General features: G+C 68.7%; 16 protein-coding genes and 3 pseudogenes. 6 read left to right on the top strand and 13 right to left on the bottom strand.

All coding sequences use genetic code 11. The features are described from left to right. Positions 1–195: 195 nt before the first annotated feature. Entirely contained in the window at positions 196–1,065 is an 870-nt protein-coding gene (rfbA, locus tag HET64_RS04470) for a glucose-1-phosphate thymidylyltransferase RfbA (RefSeq protein WP_215102525.1), read from the top strand. A gap of 151 nt (positions 1,066–1,216) precedes the next feature. After that, on the top strand, positions 1,217–2,191 hold the full coding sequence (gene rfbB / locus HET64_RS04465) for a dTDP-glucose 4,6-dehydratase (protein WP_215102523.1): 975 nt from the start codon (positions 1,217–1,219) through the stop codon (positions 2,189–2,191). An 85-nt stretch (positions 2,192–2,276) separates the two neighbouring features. Here the strand turns inward: rfbB and HET64_RS04460 are convergent, their stop codons facing one another. The 3 genes from HET64_RS04460 to HET64_RS04450 all read right to left on the bottom strand — a co-directional run bounded on the left by HET64_RS04460 (position 2,277) and on the right by HET64_RS04450 (position 4,450). Then, the gene (locus HET64_RS04460; protein WP_308369800.1) at positions 2,277–2,552 is read right to left on the bottom strand and encodes a barstar family protein; all 276 of its coding nucleotides are present in this window, start codon (positions 2,550–2,552) and stop codon (positions 2,277–2,279) included. A gap of 302 nt (positions 2,553–2,854) precedes the next feature. Next, complete coding sequence (locus HET64_RS04455) at positions 2,855–3,058, bottom strand: hypothetical protein (protein WP_215102522.1); 204 nt, start codon at positions 3,056–3,058, stop codon at positions 2,855–2,857. Between the two features lie 249 nt (positions 3,059–3,307). Continuing rightward, entirely contained in the window at positions 3,308–4,450 is a 1,143-nt protein-coding gene (locus HET64_RS04450) for an FAD-dependent monooxygenase (protein WP_215102520.1), read from the bottom strand. A gap of 170 nt (positions 4,451–4,620) precedes the next feature. Between HET64_RS04450 and HET64_RS04445 the strand changes: the two genes are divergently transcribed. Beyond that, the gene (locus tag HET64_RS04445; RefSeq protein WP_215102514.1) at positions 4,621–4,956 is read left to right on the top strand and encodes a helix-turn-helix transcriptional regulator; all 336 of its coding nucleotides are present in this window, start codon (positions 4,621–4,623) and stop codon (positions 4,954–4,956) included. Between the two features lie 339 nt (positions 4,957–5,295). Here HET64_RS04445 and HET64_RS04440 read toward each other — a convergent pair. Continuing rightward, positions 5,296–5,550: pseudogene (locus tag HET64_RS04440) on the bottom strand (dihydrofolate reductase family protein); the annotation flags it as partial. A gap of 785 nt (positions 5,551–6,335) precedes the next feature. Here HET64_RS04440 and HET64_RS04435 point away from each other — a divergent pair. Then, positions 6,336–7,025 carry an SDR family oxidoreductase gene (locus tag HET64_RS04435; protein ID WP_215102513.1) on the top strand — a complete coding sequence of 230 codons (690 nt, stop codon included), beginning with the start codon at positions 6,336–6,338 and terminating at the stop codon, positions 7,023–7,025. 368 nt (positions 7,026–7,393) lie between these two features. On the opposite strand, the pseudogene HET64_RS38690 reads toward HET64_RS04435, so the two are convergent. The 4 genes and pseudogenes from HET64_RS38690 to HET64_RS04420 all read right to left on the bottom strand — a co-directional run. Then, positions 7,394–7,555 (bottom strand): annotated as a pseudogene (locus HET64_RS38690) (ABC transporter); the annotation flags it as partial. A gap of 145 nt (positions 7,556–7,700) precedes the next feature. Continuing rightward, a pseudogene (locus tag HET64_RS04430) lies at positions 7,701–7,883 on the bottom strand (DUF1048 domain-containing protein); the annotation flags it as partial. 315 nt (positions 7,884–8,198) lie between these two features. Then, on the bottom strand, positions 8,199–8,654 hold the full coding sequence (locus HET64_RS04425; protein ID WP_215102511.1) for a hypothetical protein: 456 nt from the start codon (positions 8,652–8,654) through the stop codon (positions 8,199–8,201). Beyond that, positions 8,651–8,839, bottom strand: coding sequence for a hypothetical protein (locus HET64_RS04420; RefSeq protein ID WP_215102509.1), 189 nt, complete (start codon positions 8,837–8,839; stop codon positions 8,651–8,653). The genes HET64_RS04425 and HET64_RS04420 overlap by 4 nt, the downstream gene beginning before the upstream one ends. A gap of 96 nt (positions 8,840–8,935) precedes the next feature. Here HET64_RS04420 and HET64_RS04415 point away from each other — a divergent pair, with 96 nt between their 5' ends. Next, positions 8,936–11,839, top strand: a complete 2,904-nt coding sequence (locus HET64_RS04415) for a BTAD domain-containing putative transcriptional regulator (protein WP_215102507.1) — start codon at positions 8,936–8,938, stop codon at positions 11,837–11,839. Positions 11,840–12,230: 391 nt separating this feature from the next. On the opposite strand, the gene HET64_RS04410 is transcribed toward HET64_RS04415, so the two are convergent. The 4 genes from HET64_RS04410 to HET64_RS38685 form a co-directional block, all read right to left on the bottom strand. Next, positions 12,231–12,587: an STAS domain-containing protein gene (locus HET64_RS04410; RefSeq protein WP_215102505.1), complete on the bottom strand. Its 357-nt coding sequence runs from the start codon at positions 12,585–12,587 to the stop codon at positions 12,231–12,233. An 85-nt stretch (positions 12,588–12,672) separates the two neighbouring features. After that, positions 12,673–14,007, bottom strand: coding sequence for a GAF domain-containing SpoIIE family protein phosphatase (locus HET64_RS04405; RefSeq protein ID WP_215102503.1), 1,335 nt, complete (start codon positions 14,005–14,007; stop codon positions 12,673–12,675). Positions 14,008–14,941: 934 nt separating this feature from the next. After that, entirely contained in the window at positions 14,942–15,088 is a 147-nt protein-coding gene (locus HET64_RS39985; protein ID WP_374105536.1) for a DUF6308 family protein, read from the bottom strand. Next, complete coding sequence (locus tag HET64_RS38685) at positions 15,021–15,326, bottom strand: hypothetical protein (RefSeq protein WP_374105535.1); 306 nt, start codon at positions 15,324–15,326, stop codon at positions 15,021–15,023. The genes HET64_RS39985 and HET64_RS38685 overlap by 68 nt, the downstream gene beginning before the upstream one ends. Positions 15,327–16,497: 1,171 nt before the next feature. On the opposite strand from HET64_RS38685, the gene HET64_RS04400 reads away from it, so the two are divergent. Continuing rightward, on the top strand, positions 16,498–17,937 hold the full coding sequence (locus HET64_RS04400) for an alpha/beta hydrolase (RefSeq protein WP_251144761.1): 1,440 nt from the start codon (positions 16,498–16,500) through the stop codon (positions 17,935–17,937). Between the two features lie 610 nt (positions 17,938–18,547). Here HET64_RS04400 and HET64_RS04395 read toward each other — a convergent pair. After that, the coding region (locus HET64_RS04395; RefSeq protein ID WP_215102499.1) for a S9 family peptidase at positions 18,548–19,636 on the bottom strand (1,089 nt) is incomplete at its 5' end.

Genomic DNA, 19,636 nt, shown 5'->3' with positions numbered 1-19,636 from the left:
CACAGCAATACCGGAGATGTCGCGGCGCCCTGCGTCATGGACCATCGACACAGTCACCTTCCCGTCGGACAACCCACGACTGTTTTTCCCGTCCCGAGGGAACCTCGATGACATCAGTCCAACCCGGCGGAATTCTGTCTTCCCCTTCGATTCCGTTCGCCCCGGAATCGCACTCTCACGCACGGAGGCGCTGACGTGAAGGGAATCATCCTGGCCGGCGGTCACGGTACGAGGCTGCATCCGATCACTTTCGGAGTGTCCAAACAGCTTCTGCCGGTCTACGACAAACCGATGATCTACTACCCGCTGTCGGTGCTGATGCTCGCGGGTATCACCGATATCCAGATCATCGCCGCGCCCGACGGTCTGAAGGGGTTCCGGCGACTGCTCGGCGACGGATCGGACCTCGGGCTCGACCTCAGCTACGCGGAACAGGACAAGCCGCGCGGACTGGCGGACGCCTTCCTGGTGTCCGAGGACCACATCGGCGACGACCCGGTGGCCCTGGTGCTCGGCGACAATCTCTTCCACGGCCCCGGCTTCTCCGGCATCCTGCGCAGGATCGCCATGGACCTCGACGGCGCGGTGCTCTTCGGCTATCCGGTCCGCGATCCGGAGCGCTACGGGGTCGGTGAGGTCGACGGCGCCGGCAACCTCACCGCCCTGGAGGAGAAACCGGCGCGGCCGCGGTCCAACCTGGCCATCACCGGGCTGTACTTCTACGACAACGACGTCGTGGAGATCGCCAGGTCGCTCCGGCCGTCGGAGCGCGGCGAACTGGAGATCACCGACGTGAACCGGCGATACCTGGAGCGGGGCAAGGCCGCACTCGTACAACTGGGCCGCGGCTTCGTCTGGCTGGACACCGGAACCCACGACGCGCTCATCGACGCGGGCCAGTACGTGCAACTGCTGGAACACCGTCAGGGTGTCCGCATCGCCTGCGTCGAGGAGATCGCCTGGCGCATGGGCTACATCGACCGGGAGGCATGCCACCGGCTGGGGGCCCAGCTTGCCCGCTCTCCGTACGGCCAGTACGTGATGGACATCGCCGCGGCAGGCTGAGCGGCCGCGGCGGATTCCCGCGCGACGCACGAACCGGACACTCCTTCTGGAGGACGACCATCATGTTGCCCCACACCCCACACGGCCGGGCCGACGGTCCGGTCGTCCCGGAGCTCACTCCCCGCCCGAGCGTGCTGCGGGGGGCCACGCCGTGAGAATCCTGGTCACCGGCGGGGCCGGGTTCATCGGTTCCCACTATGCGCGGTCACTTCTGGCGGGCCGTTACGGCGCGGACCCGGGCACCCGGATCACCGTGCTCGACAAACTGACCTACGCGGGCGACCGGGAGAACCTGCCGGCACACCACGACCGGCTGGAGTTCGTCCGGGGAGACGTCTGCGACGGGGCTCTGCTGCGCGAACTGCTGCCGGGCCACGACGCGATCGTCCACTTCGCCGCCGAGTCCCACGTGGACCGCTCCGTCGCCGGCGGCCGGGAGTTCGTCCGTACCAACGCGCTGGGCACCCAGGTGCTGCTGGAGGCCGCCTCCCTGAGCCGGGTCGAGCGGGTCCTGCACATCTCCACCGACGAGGTCTACGGTTCGATCGAGCAGGGCTCCTGGACCGAGGAGCGGCCTCTCCTGCCGAACTCCCCGTACGCCGCGTCGAAGGCGAGCGCCGACCTGATCGCCCGCAGCTACTGGCGCACCCACGGTCTGGACGTGTCCATCACTCGCTGCTCGAACAACTACGGGCCCTACCAGCACCCCGAGAAGCTCGTCCCGCGGTTCGTGACGAATCTGCTGCGGGGCCGCAAGGTCCCCGTCTACGGCGACGGGCGCAACCGCCGTGAGTGGATTCACGTCGACGACCACTGCCGCGCCATCCACCTGGTCCTCGCCAAGGGCGGCGCCGGCGAGATCTACAACGTCGGCAGCGGCGACGAGCTGGAGAACCTGCGGCTGGCCGAGCACCTTCTGGCGCTGTGCGGCGCCGACGCCTCGATGATCGAGTACGTCGAGGACCGCAAGGGCCACGACCTCCGCTACGCGCTGGACGACACCAAGATCCGCGAGCAGCTCGGCTACGAGCCGCAGGTGCCCCTCGACCGCGGGATCGCCGAGACGGTGGCCTGGTACGAGGCCAATCCGAGGTGGTGGCAGGCCGCCGGGCGGCGAGAGGAATGACGGGCGACCGCCTCGGGCAGCGGGCCGGTCGGCGTCGTGTGCAGCCGAATCGGTCCACGCCGTTCGGCGCAGGTCGAGCAGCCGCTCAGACGGGGTAGACGACGAGCCTGTTCTGTTCGCCGTCGAAGACCTCGCCCAGGGCTCGGGCGTCCGGGCCGTTCACGGCGAACATCCCGGTCCGGCCTACGTGCACGGACAGGGTGCTGTGACGGTCGATCACATCGGAGATGCCGCGTCCATGGATGGTGTCCGCCCAGGCGTCGAGGTTCCGGCCGAACCAGTCGGGCAGCCCGCAGGGCCCGGCCACCGCGTCCCAGAACTCGTCGAGCGTCTCGATCCGACGGCCCCGCAGATCGAGCACCAGCTCACTTTCCGCCGTACCGGCATCCTGCCATGCGGCGGTCCACCGCAGCCGCTCCGGTGACCCGCCTCCGCAGAGCCGCCACCGTCGACGTCCATCCCCGCGACCGGGGAGAGCACCGCGACACCGGACGTGTGGACCGCGACGAGGACACCCGCACACCGTCTCGTACACCGGCGACCAGTACACCACTTGTCCAGGCACTCTCCTCCGGTTGCGCCTGACGGCCGGCCGCTGCTGAGGGCTGTCCCGCTGCTCCCGGCGGGACAGCGCCCCAGCGGCGCGAAGCTCCTTTTCCAACCTCATGTTGAGGCGTGGCGAAGGGCGGGGAGGGTCTTCACGATGGCGGTGACTCGGGTGGTGCTACAGCGGAGTTTCCGCGGGAGGCGCCAACCCTTCAGAGCGTCCATGGCTTGCTCTCCGAGGCAACGGATCCTGGCGTGGGTGCTGTTGTGCCGTCGTTGCCGCAGCTTGATACGCAGGCCGCGGAAGGGTACCCGGATCATGCCATCGGTGCCTTGATACGCCTTGTCCGCCCAGCACTTCACCTCCGCGTCGCGGGGGCGTAGTCACCGGCAGCACCCGTGTCGTGGCGAGCGCCGGGAACGGTGGGTGAGGCCGACAGCAGTCGACCTGCCGCATCGGCGATGACCTACCACGCCGAGCCGGGCTCGTCGGACATGGCGGCGCCGACCCGGTTGGGAGCTACAGGGGAGCTGCGCACCGACCGGGTGAGCGGTCGGTGCGGGCTCGGGCTACTGGTTCGCGGCTTCGCGGGAGGCGATCGGGTTCGTGCGACCGACCGCGCGGCCCACCGCGTTGCGCACCGCGAGGCCCGGCCGGGTTCGGGGCACCAGGAGCCTGGAGAGCAGACCGACGCGTCGCTGCCGCGGGCCTACCTCACGGCGGATCCGCGACTCGTAGGCGGCGAAGGCGCGGGCGTGGTCACCGGGATGGGCGGTGAGTTCTTCTGCGAGGGCGTACGCGCCCGCCATCGCCATGCTGGACCCGTCGCCCAGCAGGGCTGTCGCCGCCGCCGCGTCCCCGAGCAGTACGACCCGTCCGCGGGACCACGAGGGCACCCGGATGGTGGTCAGGGGGTCGAAGAACGGAGCCGGGTGGTCGAGGAACGCCGCCACGAGTTCCGGTGCCCGCCACCGCACGTCGGCGTAGGCGTCGGCGACGGTCTGCTTGTGAAGGGCGATGTTCTTGCGGTCGTGGGGCGCCGTCTGTGCGGCCCGGAAGGTGAAGATCGCGAGCGGAGTGGTCCGCGAGGGGTGGAGGACCAGCATCCGGTTCGGCACGGTCAGCATCGTCATCTCACTCGGGTCCTCGATGGCGTCGGGCTCCAGCGGGACGGTCGCGCCGTACAGGCCCAGGTCGCTCGCGAACTGCCGCTCGGGGCCGAACACCAGGCGCCGTACGGTGGAGTGCATCCCGTCGGCACCGACTACCAGGTCGAAGCGCCGTGGCGCAGACCGCCGGAAGGTGACGTCCACCCCGCCTTCATCCTGGTCGAGAGCGGTGACCGTGTCGTCGAACAAGAACTCGGCCTCGGTCTGCGCCGACCGGTGGAGCACCTCGGACAGGTCGGCTCGGGTCACCTCGACCGTCGGCGCCTTGCCCGAGGTGGGCGGGAGTTGCAGGATTCGCCTGCCGCCGGGGTCGAGCAGGGTCAGCGACCGATTGCGGGTGGCGAGCTCGCGGAGCTGCGGGAGGATGCCCATGCGCTCGGCGACCGGGATCGCGGGCCCCTTCACGATGATCGCGCTGCCACCGGAGCGCAGCTGCCGGGCGTGTTCGACGACTGTCGGCCGGTATCCATTCCGGGAAAGCCAGAAGGCGAGTGCGGGCCCTGCGATTCCGGCACCGACTATCAGCACCTCGGGCTTCTTCATGACGATGACCTCTCGGAGTGTCGACGACCAAGTCCCCGGTGCGTGCCGGTGCCGGGGCTCAGGGCGCGGTGGCACGGGCAGCACAACCCGAGCAAGGTACGAAAGATTTCGTACCTCAGTGGAGCACGTCCTTCAGGTACGATGCAAGTCGTACTTGAAGGAGGTGCGGCGTGGCCGGGAGGAACCTGGTCGGCCCGGAGGCCGATACGCTCGATCTGGGTGCGGTGTTTCGAGCCCTCGCCGACGAGCACCGTCGTTCGGTGATGACGCAGTTGGCCGCCGACCGCAGCGACAGCGAGCGGGGCTGCAACTCGTTCAATCTTCCGATCTCGAAGCAGACCCAGACCCACCACTTCCGCGTCCTGCGCGAGGCAGGTCTCATTGACGAGATCGACTACGGCAACCGCAAGGGCATCCGACTACGTCGCGCAGACATCGAGAAAAGATTCCCCGGGCTGCTCACGCTCCTGGGCGCAGAGTCCCCGGGCGGTACTGCTCCTCGCTGAACACAGCTGAGCACACCGGAGGGGAGTCCGAGTCGGCCCTGAGCGGCCAGCTCGGCCGAATCCAGCTCGCGCCCGGCTCGCAGGTAGCCGAGCACGACGCGGGCACGAATGGATCGGTGTCCGGGCGTGGAGAAGCTCCTGGTAGACGGGTGCGTGTCGCAAGGTCCTGATCATGCTCAGAGCCGAAGGTCGCGCACCCGCGAGCCAGCTCGGGCGCCCCCGCGCTGCTCGCCTCGGGTGCGGCCGTCCACGGCCTTGGCGCCGCGGCACGGCGGCGCTTGCGTGACCCTCTGAGCGCGCCCGCGCCCGGTCTCCACAAGCGCCGCTCGTCCGGAGCGTTCAGCTGCCGACGCGCGTGTACGTGAGGAATACCGCGCCGCTCTTGAGGGCGGTGTGGTCTGCGAGTGTCCAGGTGCGCGGGTCGAAGACAGCCTTGCGGGAGAACAGCGGGATCCCGTCGCCGATGGTCAGCGGGCCGAGTTTGAGGATGAGCGTGTCGATCTCGGCGTACAGGGAGCCCGCGAGTTCGGCGCCGCCCAGGAGCCAGATGTCCTTGCCGTCCTGCTGCTTGAGTTCGCGCACGGTCGCCACCGGGTAAGCGCCCGGGGCCAGTCGTAGGGCACACCGAAGTACGCCTCGGGGCTCGCCGGAAGACAGGTGAGATGCCCCGGGCAGAACGTTGCATAGGGTGCACCCATGCAGTGCAGAGCGAGCGTCACGGCGAAGCTGAGCTGGTCCGTGACGTACCAGTCGGGCTTCAGCCGCTCGTCGAGGACGCGCAGCTTCCGCAGGACGTCCTCGGGGTCGGCGAGCATGTCCGCCCGCCGGTGCCGGGCCTGGGTGAGCAGAGTCGGCACTGCGCCGGCGCGGGTGGCTTCCAGGAACTCTCCCAGTCGTGCCGCTTCGGTCGAGGGCTGCCGGGTCGCTTCTGCGACACCGGTGTTGGCGTTCTGTGTCACGGCCAGTGGGATGAAGGTCATGCTGTCGCCCCGTGCGAGGTGGGCGAATTCCTCGCCGCAAGCGAAGTACACGTCGGCACCTTGCGCACCGAGCGCCCCTGCCAGCGTCGCCAGAGGGGCAGCGTGTGAGGCGAACGGCGGGCTGACGACGACGATGCGCGGCATGGGGTCCTCTCAGTCCTGTGGGATCAGCCGTCATCCGATTCTGGGAGAGATGCGACGCGTCCGCTCGCCTGGCTGTTCGACCTGCGAGGCCCGCTCGGATGCGACCCGACGCTCACGCCTGTCCGGATCACGCGGTCGCAGAGGTGGGATCGCGTGTGTCACCGCCGAGCCGGTCACCACCTCAGCGTGCGCTGCATCCGTGGGTCACACACGGCCGGAAGTCTTTTCACAGGAACGACAGACAGGAGAGTCGGAGTGAAGATCGCAGGCGCACGCATCCTCGTCCCAGGAGCCACCGGCGCCATCGGCAGCGCCTTGGCCGAGCGGCTGCACCAGCAGGAAGCGCACATCGCGATCGCCGGACGCGACAAGGCAGCCCTGGCACGGCTCGCCGGCGTCTGTGGCGACGTACCGTCCCGACGCTTCGACGCCTACGACCTCGATATCTGCGCCGACACGGTCGCATGGGCCCATGAAGCGCTGGACGGCCTGGACGCGGTCGTCGTCTGCGTCGGGGTCGCCGGCTTCGGACCGGCAGAGGACGTCGGTGACGCTGTCGCCGAGCACCTGGTCACCGTGAACGCCCTCGCGCCCATGGCGTTTCTGCGCGCTGCCCTGCCTCTGGTACCGCGGGGAGGTCTCGTGGCCGCTGTCACCGGAATCGTCGTCGACGTGGCTCCGGCCGGCATGGCGGACTACGCAGCGTCCAAGGCGGCGCTCGCGTGCTGGCTGTCCTGCGTCCGTCGTGAGCAACGCCGCAAGGGCGTGGATGTCCTGGACCTGCGGCTGGACCATGTCGAGTCGGGATTCGCCCAACGAGCCGTCGTCGGAACCCCACCGGATCTGCCGCGCGGGCAGACCGTTCAGGAAGCCGTGGACAAGGTGATGGAAGCGCTGGAAGGTGCAGCCGGAGACGGATCATCCCGCAGCCCGGGTAGGGCCTGACTACCCGGTCCGATCTCCGCGCCCTGATTACTGCACCCGCCGCGACGCGGATCCTCATGCGCCCCGGGGGTCCGCCCGGTCACGGTGGACGGGCGAGGCCGGCCAAGGGTGCTCATCCACACCGGCCGCATTGTGCTGTGATCTCGCAGCGCGTGTGGACTCCTTGAGCATCCGTTCGCGCGTGGGCTCGGAGTGCCTCCACGAACCTTTCCCTGCTGCTGAATGCACCATTGGAATGTGGCGGAACGCCGTCAGTCGGCCGGGAAAGGATGCCACCGTGGCGACCCACCCCGGCTCCACTCCGCCGGCAGGACCGACCAGGACGGTCGCTGTCGGTGAAGGGCCGCGCGCCACAATGGTATTGGCCGGAGAATGGAGCGCAGTTCGCGCTGACTGCCGTCGCTGGGGATGGACAGCGACAGCGCCTCGTCGTCCCGGGTGGTTTCGCGCAGGACGTCAGCGGCGGACTGGTACGCGACCGGGTCGGTGAAGCGGAGCCGGATGTGCCGGCCCGGGATGAGCCGCTTGAGCCTCGGCGGCGATCTTATTCGACCACCTCGGTGGGCAGGATCTGCGGCGGCATCTGGTGGCCGGTCGGCCCGTATCTATGCGCGCTGTACCGAGGCGAACGAACCGCGCGGGCGGGCTAAATCGACTGGTGCAAGGCGACGGGTGCTACTTCTCGGCCGTGCCGGATTCCCCGCCGATGGGCCCCTGACAGACATCCGCGTAGGTGCGTGAGTCCTTGATCAGATCGTCGCAGAACGCGGCGATGTCCGTGCCGATGAGCTCCAGGACCCCCTTGCCCGTGGCGGCGCCCTCTTCGAAGAAGTCGACGATCCCGGGTAGCGGGGGCCCGCGGCGCGACGCGCACCTCGCGTTCGTTCAGCCCCATCGAGTCCGCGACTGCGGCATCACTCCCGACCGTCAGGGCGAACGCCGCCAGCGTCCTCGTCCGGCTGGCCACCGCCTCGTCCATCACCGACTGAACTCCCACGGTGCGCAGGCATGGTGGTGGAGCACAGCAGGACAGCCGTGGGTGTTGCACGTGCACGCAGAAGGTGCCCTTCCGCTTGAGCTGAGGGAATCCCTCAACAGGATTCGTCGTCCCAGATCAGAAAGGCACCTTCGCGTTTCCGGCTCAACGGCCGCCATGCCCGGGAAAGGGACGGGCTAGTAGTTGAACTGGATGTAGCCCCCGATTCCCGCGTCGCCGCTCTGGCTCCGGCGGATGCATTCGAGTTGGACCACAGGGTTAGGCCCGGTGTTGCCCAGCCATGTCCAGCTGTTGTACGTGGGGTCGATGTACCTCACGTCGAAGCGGCCCCCGTTGACGATGATGCGACAGGCTTCCCCTCCGGACGCGTGATTGTTGACCAGGATGTGAGCACTCGGGGAGACGCCACCGACACCCTCCCATTCGGCCACGCCAGGAAATTCACCCGCCGAATGGCTGCACTTCGTCCATACGTTTGCTGCCCCGCAGTAGAACGTGTACCTGTCCGAAGCCTGGGCACCTGCGGGATCGATCGCGCTTGCCGTCGCGGGTGCCGCATGCGCTCCTGGTGCCGTTGCCAGGAATGTGGCGGCGACGGCCGCGGAGAACAGACTGGCGATGGTTTTTCTCATTGTTTTCCTTCCTCGGTTTCCTGGTGGTGGACGGCGGACACGTTGCCCTCGCCCACCCGGTTGATGCCGCTCACGCAGAAGTCCCCCTGTCCCTTGCCCGGACTGTGCGGGACACGGACGACGCCCGGCCCCGGCCGGCGGGAGCGGGTGCCGACTGCGATCACCGTCTCGCGTGCCGTCCCCACGGCGTCATCACCGCGTCACCATCGGCGTTGAGTGGACATGCCCGTGAACGCTATGCTCCGATTGGGTCGCTTTCGGTGATGGGGGAAGTTCGGGGGATGGACTTTCGTGTACTCGGCGCGCTTGAGGTCTGGACCGGCCAGGAACGGATGCCGATACCCGGAGCGCGTCGGCAGCGGGTGCTGGCCGCGTTGTTGCTGGCACCGAACTCGGTGGTGCCGCTGCCCAGGCTCACCGAGATGACCTGGGACGACGAGCCACCCGCCACCGCCGTCAAGCAGCTGCGAAACTCCGTCTCGGCACTGCGTGAACGGCTGGGCGACACCGAGCAGCGGCTCATCCGCACCGAGGACCCCGGCTACCTGATCCGTATCGGTGAACAGGATCTCGACTCGCTCCGGTTCGCCGCCGGAGTCGCCGACAGCCGCCGCCACGCCGCCCAGGGAAGGCTGGAGCGGGCAGTCGGGGGGATCCGGACGGCACTGAACCTCTGGCGTGGGACCGCGCTCGACGGACTGGGCACCGCGGCATTGACCAGATCCGCCGCACGGCTGGACGAGCAGCGGCTCAGCGCGCTGGAGCTGTCCGCAGGATGGAGGCTGGAACTCGGCGAGCATCAGGAGGCCGCCGACGACCTGGCGGATCTCGTCCACGACCATCCACTGCGCGAAGGGCTGCACGCGCAGCTGATGACGGCGCTGGACCGCTGTGGCCGACGCGCGGACGCGCTGCACGTCTTCCACCGCCTCAGAGCCCACCTTGCCGAAGAACTCGGAGTCGGCCCCGGACCCGACGTACAACGCTTGCACGAGCAGATCCTGCGCGGTGAACCCCGCCCCCGTCCGGACAACCGGGCCCGGCCCGTCGGCGTCGTGCCCGCCCCGAGGCGGTCTTGGAACGTCGCCCCGCCGGTACCGAGGCAACTGCCGCAGACGATCCGCGACTTCACCGGCCGCGCCGATCACCTGGCCGCACTCGACACCCTGTTACCGCCGACCGGCGGGCAGGCCGTGGTGATCTCCGCACTCGACGGATCAGGCGGAGTGGGCAAAACGACGTTCGCGGTGCACTGGGCCCACCGCGTCCAGAACCGGTTCCCGGACGGCACACTCCACACCAACCTGCGCGGTTATGGTCCCGGCAAGCCCGCGAGCCCGGACGAGGTACTCGACGACTTCCTGGTCGCGCTCGGCGTACACCCGGCGGCGGTACCCGCCGGGACCGGCGCCCGGTCGGGACTCTTCCGCTCGCTCGCGGCGGGACGGCGCATGCTGATCGTGTTGGACAACGCCGACAGCGCCGAGCAGGTCCGGCCGCTGCTGCCCGGAGCACCCGGCTGCATGGTGCTGGTGACCAGCCGCGACAGCCTGACCGGCCTGGTAGTCACCGAAGCCGCGCACCGGCTCACCCTCGACGTGCTCTCCCCGGCCGAAGCCCTGAGCCTGGTCGTCGGCATCATCGGCCCCACCCGGGCCCAAGCGGAACCAGCCTCGGTCGAGAACCTCATCCGGCTGTGCGCACGCCTGCCGCTGGCGCTGCGGATCGCCGCCGGGCGCGCAGCCGCCTACGAGCACGCCTCCGTCGCCGACATCGCCGCCGAACTCGCCCACGAGGACTCCAGACTCAACGCACTGAGCTGGGGCCAAGATCCCTACGCCGCGGTCCGCAACGTACTCGACTGGTCCTACGAACAACTCACCCCGCCGCAGGCGAACTTGTTCCGACACCTCGGCCTGCACCCCGGCCCGGACATCTCCACACCCGCCGCGGCGGCCCTCGCACACCTGCCACCCCGCGAGACACGGCAACTGCTCAACGCACTGGCCGACGCTCACCTCATCGAACCGGTCACGCACGACCGATACCGATTCCACGACCTACTACGCGCCTACGCGAACGAGTTGGCCGGTGAACATGACACCGAGAACGAACGCCGCAAAGCCCTCGACGCCCTGCTCACCTGGTACAGCCACACCGCCCACACCGCCGACCGCCAGCTCTACCCCACCTGCACGCGCGTCGTGACGGACCCCGCCGAACCCGCCCATCCCCACCCCGTGGCCGACCGTGACCACGCTTGGGCCTGGTTCACCGCCGAACGAGCCAACCTGGTCGCCGCCCTGCACCACGCAGTCGACCACACCATGGACCGCCACGCCCTGCACCTCATCGACGCACTCGGCTTCCTCCAACTCATGGGAGGCTGGGAGGAGCGCATCGACACCGCCACCGCAGGCCTGCACGCGGCACAGCGATCCGGCCATACCGAGCACGAAGCCAACGCCCTGCTCGCCCGCGGAGAAGCACTGGCGCACCTGCAACATCCTGACGCGGAACCAGATCTCACCCGCGCCTGCGCACTCGCCCAGGACGCCGGCAACATCCACATCCAGATCGCCGCCCGCACCGAACTGGGCCGGCTGCTGCGTCGGCAGACCCGGTTCCCCGAAGCACTGAACCACTTCGAAGAGGTGCGGGTACTCAGCAGGGGCTTCGACACCGGACGGTGGGAAGCCGTCGCGGAAGGCAACCTCGCCGAACTCCACGCCGATCTCGGCAACCACCGGCAGGCCATCGACCACGGCACACACAGCGCGACGCTGCGCCACCGGCTCGGCGACACCGACGGCGAGGCATGCGCACTCGCGACCATCGCCAGAGGCTGGCAGGGCATCGGCGACCACGACACGGCTATCGTTCACTGCCGACGCGCCATCGCACTCGGCCGCGCGTCCCTCGGCAGCCACGACGAGACGCTCGCCTGGCCCCTCGCCGTCCTCGCCACCTCGCTGCTCCACCTCGGACGCGTGAACGAGGCGATCGGCCGCTGGCAGGAGGCCGCCTCCATCTACACCGACCGAGGACTGGACGCCGACGCCGCCACCATGCACCACCACATCCGAGCGGCAGACCAGCTGCCCCGTACCCCCCGCACGCAAGACCGCCGACCACTGGCGGTGCCTGGAGAAGACATCAGCCCCGGCACGGGCCGCCAGGGCTGATCTGTTCCCAGCTCACAGTGGAGCCAACAACTGTCCCTACATCACTGCAGGTCGCCGTCTCAGCCACCGGCCGGATCACCTGAAGGCGCGACAATCTGTTACTCAGGAGGGTGCGCCGGAGATCTGCTCGGCGAGCTGCGCTTCGAGCCACGACCTATAGTTACTGCCGCCTGAAGCCCGGCAACCGACGCGTGCAGTGCTCATCGTGCGCGGAAATCGGCGTTACCGCAGGATCCGCTACTCATGAAGCCGCGCTCCCTACAGCGGATGCAGGTTCCGCGACTCCGTGAGTATCTCCGCGTGATCATGGACAGCGGTAACGTTCAGTAGTAGAAGATCCGCCATCCCCTGGGCAACCACCACGGGCAGTAACAGTCCCGAGCGGCTCTTTTCAGCCGGGCAGCTGGGCCAGGGCGAGAGGCAGTGTCTTCTGCGTGTTGAAGAGTTCCTCGACGCCCGTACGGTGCAGGCGTCGGGCGAAGCTGCCGGTGGCGGGGCTGATCAGGACGAGCCCGCGGGGGGAAGAGTGCGCGTGGAGCAGGAGGCCGAGAAAGACTTCGTCGCCGAAGTCCAAGCCGCTGAGGTCGACCACGAGCGGGCGCCCCGTTGCGCCGGCGTCGTGGAACGCCTGCTCCTGGGCGGCGAGGTTCCACGCTCCGGCACTGCCGAGCAGGGCCAGGACGCATGCGTTCGGACGGGTGTGCCCGGTGATCCGGACGAGCAGATCATCGAGTCGGCGTTCCTGCATGTCATGTGCCTTCTGTCCGTTGTGGCGCGGTTCATGTACTTCTTGCGCCGGAAGGGGCACTGCTGGACGTCTGCCCGTTCGGGGATCAGGGGTTCGGGGGCACTCGCAGGGAGAGGAGAGCGGTGTCGTCGCTGGCCCAGCCGCCGTGGTGGCCGGCCAGAACTTCGGCGATGTAGGCGTTGGTGGCCGCCGCATCCATGCCGCGGGTGTCGGCCAGGGCGCCGGCGAGGGCCTCCTCGTCGAAGATCGGCCGGAGAGGCAGGGAGTTGCGGGGGTTCGGGCGTGCTTCGCAGGCGCCGTCGGTGTAGAGGAACAGCAGGTCGCCCGGTGCGAGGCGGAACCGTACATCGGTGAGGCGGACGGTGGGCATGACCCCGAGGAATGTGCCGGGGACTCCGGCCGGCTGGACGCGGCCGTTGGCCCGACGGATGAGGGCCGGGGGATGCCCGGCCAGGCAGAGCCGCCCAGCCGCCCCGGCGGGGGTCGTACGGAAGGTCGCCTGCACGGCGGTGAGGAAGCGCGGAGCGCGCTGGGCGAGCATGGCGGCGTTCAGCCGATCCAGTACCTCGGCGGGCGAGAGGTGCTCCCCGGCGTCCGCGCGCAGGGTGTAGCGGGCCAAGGCGGTCACCTTCGCCGCTTCGATGCCCTTGCCGCAGACGTCTCCCAGCACGGCCGTCCACCACGGTCCGCGGGCGTTGAAGAGGTCGTAGAAGTCACCGACGACCTCGATGTCACCGGTGGCAGCCAGGTAGCGGGCCGAGGCGTCCATCCCGGGCACCGGCCGTAGGACGGGGGGCAGCAGGCTTTCCTGGAGGCTACGAGCAAGGTCCTGTGAGGTGGCCAGCGCACTCTGGGCTGTGGCCAGGGCGCTCTGCGCGCTGTTCAGCGAGATCCGCAGGTTGATCTCGTTGCTCACCGCCCGGGCCAGAACGGCGAGTGTCTCCAGTTCCTGCGGTTGCCATTTGCGGGGGCTCGCGTCGATCACACACATGGTCCCGATGGCATGCCCGTCGGTGGTGACGATCGGGAACCCGGCCCAGGCCCCGACCCCCCACGGCCCTATCGCCTGATGCCCAGCGGTGCGGGGATCCTTCGCTGCGTCCTCCACGATGAACGGGCCGTTCGCCCCGACGGCGAGGTAACAGAAGCTCTCCCCCACCCCGTTCTGCCAGTGTTCGAGCCCGCCATACGGCAGGTGCGGCACCGACTTCCAGTAGGTCCGCGCCTCTCCCACAAACGTGATGGCGGAGATCGCTGAACCCGTGACCGAAACCGCCAACCTGGTCAGGTCATCGAACACCTGCTCCGGGGCGCTTCCGATCATGCCGCTGGCCTCCAGCACGGCCAGTCGCTCGGTGTCGGACAACACCGCCGGCAGCCCGTCAGCCCGCACCCCCTCGGGATACTCCACCACGCCCACCGACTCGCCTTCTCTCCCCTGCTCCCCGCAGGAACTCGCGAGCCACCCAATCACAGCTGACCGGTCCCGTCACCACGGGTCCGCCCGGAGACCATTGCTCGGCCAGCGCGGGACCTGCGGCGAGCCCTCAACGGCACAGCGACGGTCCGCGACCTCTGGAAGCAGACCACCGGGGCCACGACACCATCCGCACAAGGCGGCGCCCCAGGCCGAGAACCCTGGTCCTCGGCCGCCGCAACACAGGCGATGGTTGCCGGTTACCCAAACCGGCGATCATCGCGACACTTGAAGCTCCCCTTCCCCCTCAGAACTCCAGCGGTCCGTCATGCGTGCGACCTGCTGGCCGCCACACCGGAGGAGCCGTTTCCAACCACACTCACACCCGCGCGCGCCCGGGTACGTACGACAGCGAGCACTACCGCGCGTCACCACGCAAAAGGTTTCACAGAGGGCTTTTGCCCATGATCAGGCAACGACGTCCGCAGCCGTGAATGCTCACCAGCACCAACACCCCAGGTCAGTGGAGCCCGAGTGCTCATCGATCTGCGGACCATACATCGGAACCTCCACGGCCGTACCATGCCAGCCCGGCCACGGGGCCGACACGATGACGTTCGACTGGATCGACGCACTCACCACGACGCCCGTGAACGGCGTCCCGGCCTTCTCCGAGCGGAGCCGACCTGGCCTTCCGCCTGGCCGACATGTACCGCCGACCGCCCACCGGTTGATGCCGAGGTGCTCCCTGCATAGACGTGACCTGGTCGGCCTCATGCCAGGACTAAGTGTCGGGCACCCTTCCCAGCAGGCTCCACCATCGCCACGCGCTTCGCGTGGGACGTCATCGGAAGCAGATCAGGTGTGGGGGCAGCCGATCAGGCTGGCAGCTCGGTGAGCTCCGCCTACACCTCCCCGCCGCACTTCACCCGGGAGCTCAGCTCGTCGGAACCTGTCCCTGCCGTCCTTGATGCATCCAGGCGATGACGTCGAACACACGCAGGATGTCGATGTCCTCACCGATCCCCGCCGTGTTGCGGAGACGGACCAACTGATCGTAGAAGGCCCCGTTGTCCGCCCGCAGGGCCCCGACCAGCGCTGCCCGGAAGGAGTGGTCTGCCTTCGGTCGCTCGAAGAGCGACAACCGGACCGCTGCCGTCGGGCTTGCCGGGGTACTGGTTGGTACCGGCCAGGCGTTCCCACAATTCCCACGCCGGTCCGCCCTCCGCTATGAGCGCATCGCTTCGGGGATCCTCCAAACGTGCGTCACGAGGGATGAGCGACAACAGGCGCGCCCGGTGCTCGTCGGGGTCGGTCAGCAAGTTGATCGCCCCATGCGGCTCCAAGAAGGCACTGAACCGACCGACGTCCGGAGTTGCGGGCGCCGGTCGGAAGCGGACATGCGTGAGGCCCCATGAATCCGGGGGAATTCCTGGGGCCTCGTTCGATGGTCCGGAGCGGGGATGTCAGCTCCGTCCGGATGTCCGGACGGGATCATCGTCCGCCCGCCGCCGGTGTACGGCGATCACCGCGCCGCCGGTCAGAATCGGTCAGCGGGAACTGGCGGTGCGAGCGAACACCCCGAAATCACCGGTCTCGCCCCCGGATTGCGCCGACGGCTATCACATCCCCATGCCACCCGCTCGTACCGCATCCATAAGTTTGTCAACGAATCCGCCGCACTGCCCCCGCCAGGACGACTCGACCGAGTGAGGGGAATCTCAGCTTCCGCGTAGTGCGGCCAGCCGCGCGAACAGCCGGCGCCGGCTGGCAGAAGACCTCGACCGCGTCCGTGACCTGATCCCGGGGCACTGGCTCAACGACTGCCGCTGACCGCAATCACGGGGCCACATCGGCCAGGCTGTCGAGGCTGGAGTCAGCCCAGGGACTGCTGTTCGACCCGAGCGGGGGCGTGGCGAGTCGCATCTCGCCCGCCCCCACCCCGCCTCCCGGGACCTCTACGTGACGCGGGCACGGAGCACGTACCGTGCGCCGGACCGGATCGCCTCCGCCCGCTCCCGCAGATCCGCGTCGGTGAACCCCAGCAGTGCTTCGTCCGCGGCCCGGCGCAGCAGCGGCAGGACCTCCGAAACGGGCTGCGCGGCGCGCCCGCACCGCTCGGTGCCGCTCGGGCCGTTCGTTGCCGTACGGGTGTCCGCGAAAGGACGAACAGGTTCCCGCGCGGCCCTGTGTCGGTCGACGCCGACCTGGCGTAGGCCTGGATCGCGCCCGCGAGGCCGAGCCCATGCAGCCACGCAGCGTCGGCCGCCTCCTCGCGCGCATACGGGGCCGCGCCCGTCCGGCACATTGACTTTCGCGTCACTCAGCGACATGGTGTCATTAAGTGACAACGAATCAGTGCCGTCCGACACCACCCCCGGCTCCATGGGCGCCGCAGAACGTCGCCCATCGCCACTCTGTTCGGCGCCGCAGATCACCACGAAAGGTTCGCCTGTGCGAAAGCCCGTTGTAATAGCCCTCGCCATCGGCTTGATGACAACGCTGTCAACAGCATGTTCGTCAGTCGGGGCCGATGAAGAGAAGCTGTCCTGGAAGAAGTGTCCCGAAGGGGCCGCTGCGGCAGGAGTCGAATGCACCAGGCTTGAGGTTCCCCTCGACTACGAGAAGCCGGAAGGGAAGACGATCGAGATCGCCGTCTCCCGGCTCGCGAGCAAGAACCCGGACAAGCGCCGTGGCGTGCTCCTCACCAACAGCGGCGGACCCGGCGGAGAAACCCTCTCCATGCCCGCCACCCTGCGCAAGCTGGGTCTGCCCAAGTCCGTCCTGGACAGCTACGACATCATCGGGATGGACCCCCGGGGCGTCGGGCGCAGCACGCCGGTGACCTGCGGACTGAAGCTGACGGACCATCCGAGCAATATTCCCGCTTACGCCCGGAACGCGGCGGACGTGGCGACGGAGGCAAAGCGCGTCGAAGGGGTCGCGAGGAAGTGCGGGGCCTCCAAGACGGCCGACATCCTCCCGTACATCACCACGGCCAACACCGCCCGCGATCTCGACAAGGTGCGCGAGGCTCTCGACGAGACCAAGGCCTCCTACTTCGGCATCTCCTACGGCACCTACCTCGGCTCCGTCTACACGACGATGTTTCCCAAGACCACAGACCGGGTCTTCCTCGACAGCGTGACCGGACCCAGCGGCTGGGACGCCTCGTTCGCCCGCAACTTCGGGCCGGGCTTCGAGGACCGCTTTCCCGACTTCGCGAAGTTCGCCGCCGCCCGGAACGCGAAGTACGGCCTGGGCAGGACGCCTGAAGAGGTGGAGAAGACCTACTTCGACATCGCCGCGAAGCTGGACAAGAAGCCCAGCCCGGAGGGCTACACGGGCGCGGTGTTCCGGCAGGTCACCTTCGACCGCTTCTACTACGACAGCAAACTGCCGGAACTCGCCGAGATCTGGAAGGCGCTGAACACCGGCGAACCGGTCCCCAAGCCGAAGTCGGACGCGGGCCAGGGCTCAACCGCCGACCCGGCCGGCGTGCCTGCCGACAACTATCTCGCCAGCCAGATGCACGTCATCTGCAACGACTCCGACTGGCCTGCGGACGTCTCGGTCTACGCCCGGAACGTCGAGCAGGACCGCAAGGCGTACCCGAAGTTCGGGGCCGCCGGCTCCGATATCACTCCCTGCGCGTTCTGGCCGTCGAAGCCGACCGAGAAGCCGGTGAAGATCACCGACAGCGGCCCGTCCAACATCCTGCTGCTCCAGAACCGCCGGGACCCCGCGACACCACTGCACAGCGCCCGCGAGACGCGCACGGCGCTCGGGGACCGCGCTCGCATGGTGACGGCCGACCAGGGCGGGCACCTGGCATACCTGTTCCTCGACAACAAGTGTGCCAACGACATCGTCACCAACTACCTCGTCTCGGGCGAGCGCCCGGACAAGGACACCGACTGCCCCGCGAGTTGACCCCGGCGCCTCCGGTTCACCCGTGCGGCCTGTCCGCGTACGGGTGAACCACCGCAGCTGGGCCAAAGCCCTGCTGTGTGGCCGGAGTACGCCTGACGCGACTCCTCATCCGGCAGAAGTGGGCGGCGTGGGTGTTGCCGTGGGGTACGGCGTCCGGCGCTCGTAGGGTCTGGGTCCGGTCGGGAGCATGCACCGGACGTCGCCGGGATCGTCCAGCGCCGCTCGGGCCTGCCGTTGGATGAATCGGCGCGGGGACAGTCGGAGGTGGTCCCGGGCGGAATCTGCGCATCATCGGGTTCGGGGCTCATCACTGCCTCCGCCCGGCTTCGTCGAGAACCCGTAGTGTCCCCGTCCGCTCGGTGCCCCCGCCACACCTTCAGGCAATCTCGCCGTCCTCCGTCTTCCATCACGGGAGCACCAGGGGGTGTTCTCAGCGTCGGTGGGGAACAGAGTAGGCGGACGGACGTGACCAGGGCTTTGTCGCAGCGGGCTCGTCTGTCGTGGCGGATCACGAGGGCTTGTCCCGTGGCAGGACGCGCGCCGCCGGGCCGCACAGGACCGTTGGGCGCGGTGCGTGCAGCCCTGCTGCCGTGGCTGCCGTTCGTTGCGGTCACGTGTGCTTGCTGTCCCGGAGATGGCGGGCCAGGAAGTGGTCGGCCGCGTGGTACATGGCGATGTTGTTCTCCGGGTTGACGAAGCTGTGCCCTTCGTCGTCCTTCACCAGGTACTCGACGTCGATGCCGCGGTTGCGGAGAGCCTCGACGATCTGGTCGGACTCCGACTTGAGTACGCGGGCGTCGTTGGCGCCCTGGACGACCAGCAGCGGGGTGCGGATGTCGGCCACCCGGCTGAGCGGTGAGCGGGCCCAGAGATCAGCTTCCTGCGCGGGGTTCTCGGGGTCGCCCGCGTAGAGGTGCCAGTTGTTGGTGAGGTACGGCTTGGCGAAGTCCGGCATGTTACGCAGGGTGGTGACCAGGTTGGAGGGCCCGCAGAAGTCGACGGCGGCGGCGAAGAGGCCGGGCGTGAAGGAGACTCCGACGAGGGCTGCGTACCCGCCGTAGGAGCCGCCGAAGACGGCGACGCGCGCCGGGTCCGCGTAGCCCTGCTCGACGGCCCAGCCGACGGCGTCGACGAGGTCGTCGTGCATCGCGCCGGAGAGTTCGCCGATACCGGCCTTGAGGAAGCTCTTGCCGTATCCGGTGGAGCCCCGGTAGTTCACTTGGAGGACCGCGTATCCCCGGTTGGCGAGGAGTTGCGCGGTGGGGTCGAAGCCCCAGCTGTCGCGGTGCCAGGGTCCGCCGTGTACCTGGAGCACCATGGGCAGTGCGGCCGGCTCCCTGTTGAGCGGCAGGGTGAGGTAGGAGGGAAGTTCGAGGCCGTCTCGTGCGCGGATCGTGACGGGGGTCATCGGCGCGAGGGCGGCCGGGTCGAGGTGGGGGTAGGGGCGGAACAGGACGCGGCTGTCGCCGGTGGTGTGGTCGTAGAAGTGGGTGACGCCGGGGTCACGGTCGTGGGTGAAGGAGACGATCCAGCGCCGGCCCTCGCGGTCCGAGGAGAGGGCTGCCACATCGCCCTCGGAGAGTTTGCGCAGGTTGTCGAGGACGTCGGCGAAGTGGGCGGTCAGCGGCCGGATGACGGCGCGTTCGCCGAGGTACCGCACGCCGATGAGGTTCTTGGTGCGGCGGTCGAGGATCAGCGG

This window comes from Streptomyces sp. McG3 (assembly GCF_018619185.1).
In the GTDB taxonomy this organism is placed as follows: Bacteria; Actinomycetota; Actinomycetes; order Streptomycetales; family Streptomycetaceae; genus Streptomyces.
Note: the sequence above shows the minus strand (reverse complement) of the source record. Positions and strands in the feature narration are given on the sequence as shown.